Source organism: Chryseobacterium sp. MYb264 (assembly GCF_035974275.1).
In the GTDB taxonomy this organism is placed as follows: Bacteria; Bacteroidota; Bacteroidia; order Flavobacteriales; family Weeksellaceae; genus Chryseobacterium.
Genome location: NZ_CP142422.1, coordinates 3,985,023 through 3,999,334, shown reverse-complemented (window position 1 = coordinate 3,999,334; position 14,312 = coordinate 3,985,023). Strand labels below are relative to the sequence as shown.

The 14,312-nt window shown below is 37.6% G+C and carries 11 protein-coding genes; 4 read left to right on the top strand and 7 right to left on the bottom strand.

All coding sequences use genetic code 11. From position 1 onward, the window contains the following. Positions 1-4: 4 nt before the first annotated feature. The 3 genes from rpsG to VUJ46_RS17350 all read right to left on the bottom strand — a co-directional run bounded on the left by rpsG (position 5) and on the right by VUJ46_RS17350 (position 2,408). Positions 5-481: a 30S ribosomal protein S7 gene (gene rpsG / locus VUJ46_RS17360; RefSeq protein WP_027371737.1), complete on the bottom strand. Its 477-nt coding sequence runs from the start codon at positions 479-481 to the stop codon at positions 5-7. Between the two features lie 23 nt (positions 482-504). Beyond that, on the bottom strand, positions 505-918 hold the full coding sequence (gene rpsL, locus VUJ46_RS17355; RefSeq protein ID WP_002983146.1) for a 30S ribosomal protein S12: 414 nt from the start codon (positions 916-918) through the stop codon (positions 505-507). Positions 919-1,034: 116 nt separating this feature from the next. Then, positions 1,035-2,408, bottom strand: coding sequence for a hypothetical protein (locus VUJ46_RS17350; protein ID WP_326981978.1), 1,374 nt, complete (start codon positions 2,406-2,408; stop codon positions 1,035-1,037). Positions 2,409-2,652: 244 nt separating this feature from the next. Between VUJ46_RS17350 and VUJ46_RS17345 the strand changes: the two genes are divergently transcribed. Continuing rightward, positions 2,653-3,993: an IS5 family transposase gene (locus tag VUJ46_RS17345; RefSeq protein ID WP_326981209.1), complete on the top strand. Its 1,341-nt coding sequence runs from the start codon at positions 2,653-2,655 to the stop codon at positions 3,991-3,993. Positions 3,994-4,442: 449 nt separating this feature from the next. Here VUJ46_RS17345 and VUJ46_RS17340 read toward each other — a convergent pair whose 3' ends face one another. Next, the gene (locus VUJ46_RS17340; protein WP_326981977.1) at positions 4,443-5,813 is read right to left on the bottom strand and encodes a hypothetical protein; all 1,371 of its coding nucleotides are present in this window, start codon (positions 5,811-5,813) and stop codon (positions 4,443-4,445) included. A 142-nt stretch (positions 5,814-5,955) separates the two neighbouring features. On the opposite strand from VUJ46_RS17340, the gene VUJ46_RS17335 reads away from it, so the two are divergent. From VUJ46_RS17335 to VUJ46_RS17325, 3 genes are all read left to right on the top strand, one after another. Next, positions 5,956-6,432 carry a Dps family protein gene (locus tag VUJ46_RS17335; RefSeq protein WP_326981976.1) on the top strand — a complete coding sequence of 159 codons (477 nt, stop codon included), beginning with the start codon at positions 5,956-5,958 and terminating at the stop codon, positions 6,430-6,432. 93 nt (positions 6,433-6,525) lie between these two features. Beyond that, a complete protein-coding gene (gene pncB / locus VUJ46_RS17330) occupies positions 6,526-7,704 on the top strand; it encodes a nicotinate phosphoribosyltransferase (RefSeq protein ID WP_326981975.1) in 1,179 nt (392 codons plus the stop codon). A 4-nt stretch (positions 7,705-7,708) separates the two neighbouring features. Beyond that, a complete protein-coding gene (locus VUJ46_RS17325) occupies positions 7,709-8,230 on the top strand; it encodes a YciI family protein (protein WP_326981974.1) in 522 nt (173 codons plus the stop codon). Between the two features lie 476 nt (positions 8,231-8,706). Here VUJ46_RS17325 and VUJ46_RS17320 read toward each other — a convergent pair whose 3' ends face one another. Genes VUJ46_RS17320 through VUJ46_RS17310 form a run of 3 tightly spaced genes read right to left on the bottom strand, consistent with a single transcriptional unit; the run spans position 8,707 to position 14,196 of the window. Next, positions 8,707-11,805 (bottom strand): efflux RND transporter permease subunit, encoded by a 3,099-nt coding sequence (locus VUJ46_RS17320; RefSeq protein WP_326981973.1) that lies wholly within the window; start codon positions 11,803-11,805, stop codon positions 8,707-8,709. Between the two features lie 11 nt (positions 11,806-11,816). Further along, entirely contained in the window at positions 11,817-12,920 is a 1,104-nt protein-coding gene (locus VUJ46_RS17315) for an efflux RND transporter periplasmic adaptor subunit (RefSeq protein WP_326981972.1), read from the bottom strand. Between the two features lies 1 nt (position 12,921). Beyond that, positions 12,922-14,196 carry a TolC family protein gene (locus VUJ46_RS17310; protein ID WP_326981971.1) on the bottom strand — a complete coding sequence of 425 codons (1,275 nt, stop codon included), beginning with the start codon at positions 14,194-14,196 and terminating at the stop codon, positions 12,922-12,924. Positions 14,197-14,312 lie beyond the last annotated feature (116 nt).

Here is a 14,312-nt window from a genome sequence, read left to right as displayed (position 1 = left end):
CAGATTAGAATTTAAAGTGTGAAAACGCTTTGTTAGCTTCCGCCATTTTGTGAGTATCTGTTTTCTTTTTGAAAGCAGCACCTTCTTCTCTAGAAGCAGCTACTACTTCATTAGCTAATTTCAAAGCCATAGACTTATCATTTCTCTTTTTAGAGTAGCTAATTAACCATTTCATTGCCATAGAAATTTTTCTATCAGCTCTGATTGGCATAGGAATCTGGAAGTTAGCTCCACCGACTCTTCTAGAACGTACTTCTACGTGAGGCATAACGTTTGTTAATGCATCTTTCCAGATTTCAAGGGCTGTTTTCTCAGTTTCTCCTTTTTTAGTTTCTACGATATCTAATGCATCATAGAAAATTTTGAATGCAATTGACTTCTTACCGTCAAGCATTAAGTTGTTTACGAATCTCGTTACCAATTGATCATTAAACTTCGGATCTGGTAACAACGGTCTTTTTTTCGCTTTTGTCTTTCTCATTGCTTCTGTACCTTATTTAATGATTATTTTTTCTTTCCTTTTGCAGGTGCTGCAGCAGCTTGTCCTGGTTTAGGTCTCTTAGCTCCGTACTTAGATCTTCTCTGAGTTCTTCCATTTACACCAGCGGTGTCTAATGCACCTCTTACGATGTGGTAACGTACTCCCGGTAGGTCTTTCACCCTTCCGCCTCTAACCAATACTATCGAGTGCTCTTGAAGATTATGTCCTTCGCCCGGGATATAGGCGTTAACTTCTTTACCGTTAGAAAGTCTTACCCTTGCTACTTTTCTAAGTGCAGAGTTAGGTTTCTTAGGTGTAGTAGTATATACTCTCGTACATACACCACGTCTTTGTGGACAAGAATCAAGGGCAGCCGATTTGCTCTTCTTGGCAAGCGTGGCTCTTCCTTTTCTTACTAATTGTTGAATAGTAGGCATTTAATTGCTTTTTATTTTAGGGTGCAAAAATAGTAATAATTTTTTAATCCACAAGCAGTTGGATGTAAAAAAAACAATCCTCACTGCATTTTTTTCAGCAAATAATGAAGTGGATTTTACTTTAAAATAATTTCTGACGTATATAAAACCTGTGACTTGTCTTTCACTGTATCATACTTTAGCCATTTTACTTTAGGATTGATAGTTCCGGCGATGGACTGCTTCACATCTCCTTTTTGATTGTTGGTATGTTTATATTTAAAAGATTTATTAATGATAGGAATTTTATACGTTGTCAAACCTTCTTCTGCGCTTCTCTCATTATTATAGAGATATTTTTTATGACCGAATTTTGACATCTGAGGCTCTATCTGTTTTCTGTTCTTAAAATAATCAACGGGTCTCTTCAAACTGTACAGAGTAAAAAACACCCAAAAGAAGCAGGCCACCCTAAAAATCATTTTATCGGACTTCAGCTCTTTGAAATACAAAATCAGAAAAGAAAAGAACAAGCAAATATTCGCCGCAGCCATCATTCTTGTATTCATCTCTTCAATCTGCTGAAACCGTCCGGAAACCAGAAGAGAAATCGCATAAATGAAAGATATCGTCCATAACAAAATATGAAAAACATACACTTTACTCTCTTTGGCTTTTCTGAAATATCTCGTCATATAAACAAACAAAACAATATCGATCAGCAAAATGAAAAACTGAAATGCCATGCTCACGAAACTGTTAGAACCAGGCTTTAATCCAATATAAGGATTCACAGCATTTGCAGTTCCCAATACATCTCTGACCATATTTATAGGAACAAACTCTTCTGGCCTGCCCCTGAGATTTTCACCTGTAAAGCTCCCGAACTCTTTTATATTGAAAAAGAGATAGCCCGCAATTCCCACTCCCGACAGCAAGAGAAATATAAAAACACTTTGTAGCTGAGATTTTTCTTTTGTTTTTAAAAGCAAAATACCAAAGAAAGCAGCGATGGATATAAAAATATAAATCCCCGAATATCTTGCCGCAAACATCATCAACATGATTACAGATGCAGAGACAATATTTTTGTACAGAATGACCTCACTGCTTAGCATTTTATACAAATTATACAGTAGAAAATAGAAAAGAAATACAAAAAGACTTTCTGAAACAGCAATCGAAAAAACAAAAAGAACTGTTTTTCCCGTCATCAACAGAACCGTTTCTCTGAAAAAGAATCTTTTGAAATAGGAGAACAACAAAATCACAATGAGCATTGTCGTATTCAAAAATTTGGAGGCCCAAAAATAATCGCCAAATATTTCAAAAAACAACTGCAAAGCTGCAGGATATCCTAGGGGAAAAAGATTGGTTTCCGGATGTGGTAAATCTGCAGCAATACCGAAATACGACAAACTATCTGCATAAACGCCACCAGAGGGAAGAAAAAAGCTATGAATGAAATTTAAAATAAGAATGGTTAAAGCCAAAATTATATATTTTGTCATGGCACAAAATTAGATTTTCCAGCAAAACTAAGATTTTCATTCTTCATGCCAAAAAGTATAAGTTCATTTTTGTCAAACTAAAGATTCGCGAGACGACATCTCCGTCTAATACTACATTATTAAATAGTCATTCCTTAAAAACCAAGTAATATTTTGATTATCAGTTTTATGCACTTATATTTCGTAAAAAATCGTTGTAAAAAATTGCAATAAATTGTATTTTTAGGATATAAAAAGTGGCAAAATGTTAGGCAAAATAAGAGAGGATTTACAGCAGAATTTATTCAAGACCAGGCTTACGGAGCTTATTAATATGGAGCATCCGGTGGTAAAATTAGCTGGGGAGATTTCCTGGGATAAAATGGAGTCAGAGTTTGAGAAATTATTTTCAGAAAACGGAAGACCTTCTATTGCTATCCGTAAAATAGCAGGAATGCTTTTGCTCAAGGAAATGTTTAAAGAAAGTGATGAAAGTGTAATAGAGAGATGGATTGAGAATGCGTATTGGCAATATTTTACCGGAGAAACCTTTTTCCAGACAGAGCAGCCTTTCGATCCGAGCAATTTTGTACACTTCAGAAAAAGAATTGGAGATAAGGGTTTGGAATTTCTTTTGGGACAAAGCGTTTCTCTCCATCCCAAAGCCAAAACAGAAGATGAAGTTCAGGTAGATACGACGGTTCAGGAGAAGAACATTACCTTTCCTACCGATGCCAAATTAGCAAAAAAAGTAATCGACAATTGTAGAAAAATAGCAGAAAAAGAGAGCGTTGTACAAAGACAAAGCTACAGAAGAGTGAGCAAACAATTATTGCGGGACGCTTTTTTTGGACATCATCCCAGAAGACAGAAGAAGGCAAAAATGGCGAGGAAAAAGCTCAGGACGATTGGTAAAAGAGTTCTTCGGGAATTGGAAAGAAAACTTCCTAAAGATGTTTTGAAAGGCTACGAAGACGTTTTTAAAATTTACCTTAAAGCACTCACCCAAGAACGTACCACGAAAGATAAAATTTACAGTCTTCACGAGCCACAAGTTGCGTGTATTGCGAAAGGAAAATCGGGAAAAGCATACGAGTTTGGGACAAAAGTAGCAGTAGTAAGAGGTCGGAAAACAGGGATCATCAGCTCGGTAAAGAGATTTTCTGGCAATCCTCACGATAGTAAAACTCTTGAAGAATCATTGGCACAGAGTGAGAGGGTAAGAAAATCCGTTGGCGGAACAAGACCTACGAAAGCCACTACAGACAGAGGATTTAAAGGAATCAAAGAAGTGGAAGGAACAGCAATTTTGCTTCCCGCAAAAAAAGAAAAAACAAAATATGGGCAACAAGTAGCCAGATTAAGATTCCGGGCAAGAGCAGCCATAGAACCTTGTATCTCTCATTTAAAAAGAAACCACTCCTTAGGATTAAACTTCCTGAAAGGAGTGGCTGGAGATATTAATAATGCATTATTAGCAGGGATTGGATACAATTTGAAGATGAGATTGAATCAAATCAAACAACAAATTCTTCTTTGGCTCGAACTTGTTCTCCGAATCTTTTTAGGCAAATATAATTTTCAAAGTCAAAAAACAGCTTTTTAAGGAGCGACTAAATAGTAAATTGATGAAAAACGCGAGCATGACCGGCCTACAGGAATCCGATTGTAAAAACATTGCAGAGAAGCTGAACATTTTATTAGTATGCTTTTTTCGCTACAGTTGAAATGACAAAGTAAAAAACAGAATTTAACCAGGAATCAGCTACAAAATTGAGCACAGACAAATACGTAATGAAAGTTTACACGATTTTTATGCCAACAACCCCAGCAGACAAGATTGAGCACAAGACAAAGATCAATAGGAGCGGACTTCAGCCCGTCTGAAAAAGATGAGACTCTTAGAGGCTTTAACTGAAATTGATAATCAGTTTCGGTTAAAGCTCCCATTCGATTTGAAATTTTATCATCAGGCTGAATACCAACGCTATTAAAAGACCTTAACAATCACAAAATCAGAATTTTTAATTATTGATTTTAATCGAACTCAGGTTATTAATCAAAATTTAACTGTGAAGTATATAAAACTTTAGATCTGTCTTTCACCGTATCATATTTCACCCATTTTATCTGAGGATTCAGTGTTCCGGCAATACTTTCTTTAAGCTTTCCTTTCTGACTGTTCGTGTGGTTATATTTAAAAGACCGGTTAATGATAGGGAAATGATACGTTGCTGTAGTCACAAGATTCTTTTCATCATTATAAAGATAAGTTTTGTCTTTAAATTTTGACATTTGAGGTTCTATCTGCTTTTTATTGGCCAAATAATTTCCAGGATCTTTCATTCCATAAATTACAAGAAAAATAAAAAAGAAACAACTGACCCTCCATACCATTTTATCTGACGAATTTCTCTGGAAATACAAAATAAGAAACGAAAAGAATAAACAAACATTGGAAGCCGCCATCAGCCGAACTCCCATTTCTTCAATCTGTTGGAAATACCCCGATATCATTACCGCAACACCATATACCGCGGCCATAGTCCAAAGCAGAATATGAAAATAATGCAATGATGTCTCTTTTGCTTTTTTATAGTATTTAATTAAATATAATAATATAAATACGTCCAATATAAAAACAATACACTGAAAAGCAATACTTCCCCAACTATTGGAAGCAGGCTTTATCCCAATAAACGGATCTACAGCATTCGCCAAACCCAGAAAATCTCTTACTACATATATATAGGATACAAAAACAGGTTTTCCTCTTAAATTTTCTCCTGTAAAACTTCCAAAATATAGATAATTAAATAACAAGTACCCACCAATCTCTACTCCCGAAACGACCAAGAAAAACAATAACGCTTTAAAATAAGCCTTATCTTTCAATTTAAAAAACGTCAGAATAGTGAAAAGCAGGATAGACAGATAAATGTAAATCCCTGAATATCTTGATGCGAACATACAAAGCAATACCAAAGAACCACCTAAAGCATTCAAGTAAAGATTTTTTTTCCCGGAGAATATCTCGTGTAAGAAATAGAATAAGAAATACATGAAGAAAATAAAAGGAGCCTCGGACATTGCACCAAAAAAGACAAAATAAAAAGTCTTCCCAGTAAACAGAAGAACAGTCTCCCGAAAATAAAATTTCTTTTGCCACGAAAACAACAGGATTGTTCCTGTAAAAATGAAGTTAAGTAGCTTTGAAGCCCAAAAATAATCCTTCGTGAAAAAATGAGCCATCCGGAGTAAAAAAGGATAGCCCAAGGGAAAAAGATCCGTCTGAGGTTTTGGAAGATCTGAGGCAATCCCGAAATACGAAAGGCTGTCAGATCCTACTCCTCCATACGAAACAAATAACGTCTGAAAAAAGTAGATAACTAAAATAATAACAGACAATATTTTATACTTCATCATAGTATTTAATCTTTAATCCCGCAATATTAAGCAAACTTATTTAAATTAATTAAAAAAATTGGGTCATAGTTATCATCTATAATGCTACGCTTATTTCGGCATGATATTTCCTTCAAATAGTACATAATTAAATAATAAACTTATGAAAAACGCGAGCATTATCGGGCTACAGGAAGCCGATTGTAAAAACATTGCAGAAAAGCTGAACATTTTATTGGCTAATTATTCTGTGTTCTATCAAAATACAAGAGGTTCTCACTGGAACATTAAAGGAGAGCAATTCTTTACTTTGCATCCAAAATTTGAGGAATTATACAACAGTTTAGTTTTAAAAATTGATGAGATCGCAGAAAGAATTTTAACCTTGGGAGCAACTCCGGCTCATAATTATTCTGATTATCTGAAAGTGGCAACCATTAAAGAAAGCAAAGAAGTGAGCGATGGCAATAAAAGTGTAGAGATTATTTTGAATTCTTTCAAGGTCGTTATTGATTTACAAAGAGAGCTTTTAGACATTACAGATAAAGCAGGTGATGAGGGAACCAACTCCCAGATGAGCGACTATATCACAGAACAGGAAAAAGAAGTCTGGATGTACAATTCTTATCTAGGCAAGTAATTATAAAAAATTATCAGAAAATATTAAAAAAATCACCTTACATTTAGGTGATTTTATTTTTAATGATTAAATTTGCGTATAAATTACACAATTATGCACGACGTACGATTAAACTCTATCTTAGACAACGATTTTTATAAAATCACAATGCAGAATGCGGTGGTGAAATTATTTCCTAGCTCTATTGTGAAATACGAATTCATCAACAGAGGAAAACATCAGTTTCCCGAAGGTTTTGATACTGCTCTGAGAGAAGCAGTCAATAAAATGGCAGAACTGAAACTGACCAAAGATGAAAAAAAATTCATGGCAAGAACCTGCCCTTACATAGACCTCCCCTATCTTGATTTTCTGGAAGGATATCATTATGATCCATCTGAAGTAAAAATTCATCAGGAAGGAACTGAACTTTCCGTTACCGTTGAGGGGCTCTGGTACAGAACTATTCTTTGGGAAGTCCCTTTATTAGCTTTAATCAGCGAACTTCATTATGAGATGAAGCACATGGAAAGAGATTCCAACGGAGTGGTAATGAACAAAACCCTTGAGAAAGCAGAGTCTTTAACCAAATTGGGTGTCAACTTCGCCGAATTCGGAACCCGAAGAAGACATTCTTATAAAGTACAGAATCTGGTCATGGAAGCTTTAACTCAAAATAAAGAAAATACATTTATCGGAAGCTCCAACGTACATTTTGCAATGAAGTATGGAGTAAAGCCTATCGGGACTCACGCTCACGAATGGTTTATGTTCCATGCTGCGGAATATGGCTTTAAAATGGCGAATGAATTGGCACTTGAACATTGGGTAGATGTTTACAGAGGTGATTTGGGAGTTGCCCTTTCTGATACCTATACAACAGATGTTTTCTTCCGCCAGTTTGATAAAAAGTTTGCCAAACTTTTCGATGGCGTTCGTCATGACAGCGGAGATCCTTTGGAATTTGCTGATAAAACAATTGCTCATTATGAAAAACACGGTATCAATCCTTTATTTAAATACATTATTTTCTCTGATGCTTTAAATCTTGAAAAAGTAGAGGAAATTACAAATTACTGTAAAGGAAAAATTGGGGTTTCTTTCGGAATCGGAACCAATTTAACGAATGATGTAGGTTTAAAACCAATGAATATTGTAATGAAATTAATCGGTGTTCAGGCTCCGAATAAAGAATGGATTCCAACCGTAAAATTATCTGATGAACACGGAAAATACACCGGAGATCCTAAAATGATTGAACTCGCCAAAGAATTTTTAGCGATAAAAGATTAAACCGATGCAAAAAATACTGCTATTCATCCTACTCACCTCTTTTCTCTCTTCATGTATTACTACCAAAGGAAAAGATGGAAAAAATGGAAAGCCGGGAACCTCATCGCAGGCTAGTATCACAGCCGATGCACCAACTTCATTTAATGAAAAACTCGCTACAAAGCTCGGAGCCGACAAATACGGAATGAAAGCGTACACCATTGTTATGCTGACAACTGGAGCAACCAAAATTGAGGACAAGACCAAAATGAGTGAACTGATGAGCGGTCATATGACTAATATAGGAAAATTGGCAGATGAAGGAAAAATAATTGTCGCAGGACCTTTTTTAGATAAGAATAAGGAAAATTACCGCGGGATGTTTATTTTTAATACCAAATCAAAAGAGGAAGCGGAGCAATGGGTGAAAACCGATCCCGCTGTACAAGCCGGAGTTTTTAGCTATGAAATTTTCCCTTGGTATGGCTCGGCGGCACTGCCTCTGTATTTGGAACATCATAAAGAAATTTCAAAAGAGAATCCTTAGATTTTCATTTAATAACAAATATATAAAAAGGCTGTCTTTTAAAGGCAGTCTTTTTTATTTTTATAAATTATTAAATTTCAAACGATTGCAAAAAAATCCATATCTTTATCTCACAACAAATCAAAAAATAATACCATGAAAAACAATCAATTAAAAAATCTTTCAAGAAAAGATCTTAAAAACGTATTCGGTGGAACTTTATATCCCGCTTTGGAATGTTATTCCGACAGAGAATGCAGTCGCTATGGCGAAGCGCTTATCATGTGCCCCGACGGATCAACTTCTATGACAGGCTATATGTGTATGGGCGGGACATGCATCATATACACCGGCTTCTGCCAACCGCCCGTTCTTGAGCCCCTTCCGGAGCCTGCGATACTTCCTTAAATAAAAAAATAAAGTGAGCCAAATGGCTCACTTTTGTGGGTAAAAACCCGTTGAAAGAATAATATAGTAAGATATTATTTGTATTGATATTACGCCGTTTCTTTATATTTTTTGCGATACGCATAGTAAAATACAGTCGGCAGAATGGTGAAGGAAAGCAACATACAGATGATCAACCCTCCCACGATCATAATAGCGAGCGGCTTTTGAATTTCAGAACCCATTCCGTTGGACATGGCGGCAGGTAAAAGCCCCATTGATCCCATCAGCGCAATCATGATCACCGGACGAATCCTGCTTTTTACGCCATCAGCAATAGCCTCCCTGAGTGGTATTTTATTCAGAAGATTTTCTTTCATCACCCCGATCAGCACGATACCATCAATAGTCGCCACCCCGAAGAGAATAATAAACCCGATTCCCGCAGAAATGCCGAAAATCGTTCCTGTAAACCACAGCGACATAAATCCCCCGATAAAGGCAAACGCCAGTGTAATGGAAGAAATCAGCGTGTCTTTCATATTCCCGAAGTTGAAGTACAGCAACATCAGAATCAGCACCAATGAAATAGGAACCACCATCGCCAGCTGTTTTCCGGCTCTTTCTTTACTTTCAAATTCTCCAGCCCAAGTCATTTTATGCTTTTTAGGAAGATGAACATCCTTTGCTACTTTTGCCTTTGCCTCTTCAATAGTGCTTCCGAGGTCACGGCCTTCGATATTAAAACCGACACCGATATACCGGCTGTTTCCTTCGCGGTAAATAAATGACGGCCCGGTATGATAATCAATCGTAGCGATCTCCTTAAGGGGAACTTTTTTGTTATCCGCAGTCGGAATCAATATGTTTCCTATTTTTTCAGGCGTATCACGATAGTCTTTTTCAAACCTCAGCATGACGTCAAACATTCTTTCCTCTTCATAAAACCTGGTCGCTGCCTGTCCGCCTATCGTCATTTCGATCACCGCCTGGGCATCCGCTGTTGATACGCCATATTTTGCCATTTTTGAATCATGAAGCTGAATTCTCAGTTCCGGAAGTCCAATATTTTTAAATACATTCACATCCGAAATTCCAGGAACGGTTTTAATGGAAGTTGCCACCTGATTGGCATATTTTTCAAGCTCAAAAAGATCATTTCCAAAAATTTTGATCACCAAAGGTGCTTTTACCCCAGCCACATATTCTTCCACATTATCCTGAATAGGCTGGCTGAATCCGAAGTTAATTCCGGGATACCTTTCCAGAGAGACCCTCATTTCTTCCAGAAGCTCATCTTTGGAGATCTTCTTTTTCCATTCATCTTCCGGTTTCAGCTGAATATTGAATTCTATATTAAAAAATCCGGTGGGATCTGTTCCGTCATTCGGACGACCAGTTTGGGTCATCACGAATTTCACTTCGTCATATTTCATCAGAATTCCCTTCATTTCTTTGGTCAGCCTCACTGATTCATCAAGATTCACACTATTGGGTAAGGTAGCACGGACATAGATGGCACCTTCATTTAATTTAGGTAAAAATTCAGAACCGTAATTTGAAAATCTCCAAGCACAAAGTGCCAATAAAGCTCCGAAACCAATCATAAATCCTTTTTTATGACGGTAGCTGAATTCATAAATTCTATAAATATTAACTCTGAAAAACCTTGAAATAAAATTTTCTTTCTCTTCAATATTTTTAGTTAATAACAATTTACACATCGCCGGAACATAGGTTAAGCTTAGAATTAACGATCCTAATAATGCATATCCTAAAGTAAATGCCAAGGGTGAAAACATCTTCCCTTCTACTTTCTGGAATGAGAAAATGGGCATTAAGGCAACAATTAAAATCAACAAGGCAAAGAAAATATAGCTTGCCACGCTTCCTGCGCTTTTCTTAATGATGCCCAGTTTAGACATTTTATTGAAACGCTTGAGTCCTACTTCCTTCGATTTATGTTCGAGGGCGACAAAAACGTGTTCTACGATGACGAGGGTTCCTTCGAGCAACAGTCCGAAATCTAATGCCCCCATGGATATAAGATTGGCGGGCAGCCCCTGAATTTTAAGCATAATAATCGCAAACAGGAAGGCCAGAGGGATCACGGAAGCCACAATGAAAGTGGTTTTCCAGTTGTATAAAAATATAAATACAATAATAGAAACCAGAATAACCCCTTCCACCAAATTTTTTGAAACCGTGTGAACCGTAGTATTCACAAGCTCAGTACGGTCGATGATTGGTACAATCTGTATATCACCCGGCAATTCACCGCCATTAAGTTCTGAAATACGGTCTTTCAGCCTTCCGATCACTTCACTTGGATTTTCTCCACGAAGCATAATGACAATACCTTCCACCACATCATTTTCCTTATTGTATCCTACCTGTCCCAATCTCGGTTTTGCCGAAACTTTGACTTCAGCAACATGCTTGACCAAAATCGGAGTAGATCCTTTTACCTCAATCTGAATATTCTCAATATCCTCCTTACTTTCCAGCAATCCGATACCACGGACAACATACGCCTGATCACCTTTGGATACAACATCTCCCCCAACATTAATATTACTTTTGGATACTGCTTCATATACATCCAAAGGAGAAAGGTCATAATTTTGCAGCTCTGTAGGATTGATCTTGATCTCATAGGTTTTTTCCTCCCCTCCGAAACTCACCACATCCGCCACTCCCGGCACAGCGAGAAGTTCTCTTTCAATCACCCAGTCCTGAACAGAGGTTACTTCCTTGATCGGCAGTTTACTTTTAATAATATATCGGTAAATTTCTCCTGTAGCTCCTGAGGGCGGTTCAATGCTATAATCAGCTCCGTTGGGCAGCTCTACATTTCCGAGTCGGTTGGAAGCATATTGCTGGGCATAAAAATCATCCACATGATCATCAAAAATAACGGTCACCACCGATAATCCGAATAGCGAGATGGATCGAACCGATGTTTTATTGGGGATCGTATTCATCTCCTTAGAAATCGGAAGGGTAACAAATTTCTCTATTTCCTCAGCACTTCTTCCAGGCCATTGGGTAATCACCCTTACCCTCGTATTCGTCACATCCGGAAATGCCTCAATCGGGGTATGCATGTAGGAGTAAATTCCGCCTGCCAATAAAAGAAAGGTTCCGAAAAGAACAATCAGAGAGTTCTTTAGGGAAAAGGAAACAATATTCTGAACAAATTTTCTCATACTTTTCTACCTTATTTGGATTGGCTTTTCAGGTTTTCATAGATCAGAAGCCCGTTGGAAGTAATTACATTTTCTCCCGGCTTAAGATTTCCTTCCACATAAATATACTGGCTGTTGGAAGCCACCTCTGTGACTGGTCTGATTTCCAGATCACAATCTTTTTTATACACTACAACATAACTCTGATTATTATCGAAGATCAGCGCCTTCTGCGGAATTGCCATCGCCGATTTATCTTTTGCATTAACAGGCAGAACAATATCAGCAGACATTCCCGGTCTCAGGTGCATATTGGTATTATCCATCACAATTTTTGCCTTCAAAACCCTTTCTGTTTCATTAAAAACCTGAGAGATCACATCAATCTTTCCTGAAAAAACTTCATCCGGATATGCCAGTGTTTTCACGGTTACTGGTTGATTTTCGTAAACGTGACGCATATTAGTAGCATATACATTGGCCATTACCCAGACTTTATCCAGATTGGAAATTTTGAACAGCTGCTCTCCTCCTGTGGTCACAGGCATTCCGTTGGAAATATTTTTTTCAATCACATATCCGTCTGCCGGAGATTTAATCTGAAGATTGCTCCCGCCCGCAGAATACAGCTGCATATTTTTTCTTGTTTTTGATATATTAGATTCAAGAATCTGAACTTCAGAGCGTGCTTCCTGCAAATCTTTTTGAGAAGCAATATCATCTTTATACATGGCTTCCACTGATGACAGCTTTCTCTTCGCCACTCCCAGTTGTGCCTGTAAGGTTTGGGTATCGTCCTGCATTTCATTTACCGAAGTGGACTTTACAGTAGCCAATACCTGTCCTTTTTTCACAAAATCACCCAGTGCAAAATAAGTCTCTGTCACCACTCCATCCACCAGACTTACGTAAGGAACAGTTTTATCCGAATTGCTTTCCACTTCACCGGTCAGCGTAATGCTTTCCTGAATAGGCAGAACTTCAACTTTGGTCAGTTTAATTTCTTTCTTAAGATCCGGACTTAGACAATAGGTCTTGCTTTCCGGTTTTTCATCCTGCTTTTTATCTGTACAGCCTGTCAGGGTTACCAGCATAAAAGATGTTGCTGCAAGGTATAATACTCTATTTTTTTTCATCTTATAAATCTTGTCCTACAACATACTGCAGGTTTTCATAATATTGGTTAAGTTCTTTTTTCGTATCCAGAATAATCATTTTATTGCTGATATAGGTATCTAAAAAGTCCATATATTCCAGCATACTGATATTTCTGAGTCTGAAGTTTTTTTCATGACTCGTTAAAAGCCCATCCAGAGTTGCTTCATACGCATCGTCAATTTCATGGGAGATTTCTTTTGTTTTGATATAATTTTTAAACACGGACGTAATCTCGTTTTCAGATTTCAGCACATTCTTCCGGGTCTCGATCTTTCTTTTCTCGATTTCCAGCTTGGCTTCCTGAATATTCCCTTTATTTCGGTCAAAAATGGGAAGGTCTACCGCCAATCCTAATCCGATAAAGTCTTTCATAATATTTCCCCCTCGGTCGTAATTCATTGAAACGGTAACATCCGGAGTTTTCAGTGCATTTTGGAGTTCCAGATTTTTACTGGCGTATTTTTCCTGATTTTTAGCCATTAAAATATCGGGGCGGTTCTCCTTTGCTTTTTCCGTCCATTGATCGATTTCCAGCTCGGACCATTCTTTCTCCGGCATCACAAAAGGGTCTGAAATCACGATATAGGACTTCGCGGGAAGCATCAGCAATGCCTTCAGCTCCGTTTGCTGCTCCTGAATTTCCTGCTGCAGCGAGATAAGCGTTTTTTTAAACTCTATTTCCTGAGCTTTCAGCCTTACATATTCCGCTTTGCTGATATTTCCAAGGCTTAGCTGATTATTATACGATTTCGTAAGTTTTTCAATCGAAGCGATCTGGCTCTGATAGATTTTCTGCTCCTCCTGATTGTACAGGATCTCGGTAACGGTATTTCTCAGCGATTTTTTCATTTCGCGCAATACCTCCTGAAGTTCGTACTGCTCGCCTTCCACTTCAATTTTGGCGAGTTCAATATTCTTTCTTCTTTTACCGGCGGTCTGGATCACCTGCTCTATCTCCGCAGAGATCTGGGAACTTTTTCCCCATTTCCCAATAAGGGCGGGCTGCGCTTCCACATCATAGGTTTTCCAAAGGTTAACTTCGCTGATGCTTAAAGTAGGATTGGGCCAGAATTTGGCCTGTACCGTTCTTGCTTCCGCCTGCGAGATCTCAAGCTTTTGGGCGATAAGATCCAGATTATTGGAAAGAAAAAGGGCTTCGGCTTCTTTTCGGTTGATGCTGATGGTATCTGATACCTGCGCTGAAAAAAATCCGAAGACATGAATAGACAGTACAATTAATAGATGCTTTTTCAAGGTCTTGGTATTTAAGACCACAAAGTTACCGGCGCAATATTAAAGGGAATTTCGAACAGAATTAAAGTTCGGTTAGTCCAACATTAGAGTTTGATTAGAAGATTTGGGCTGGAGGT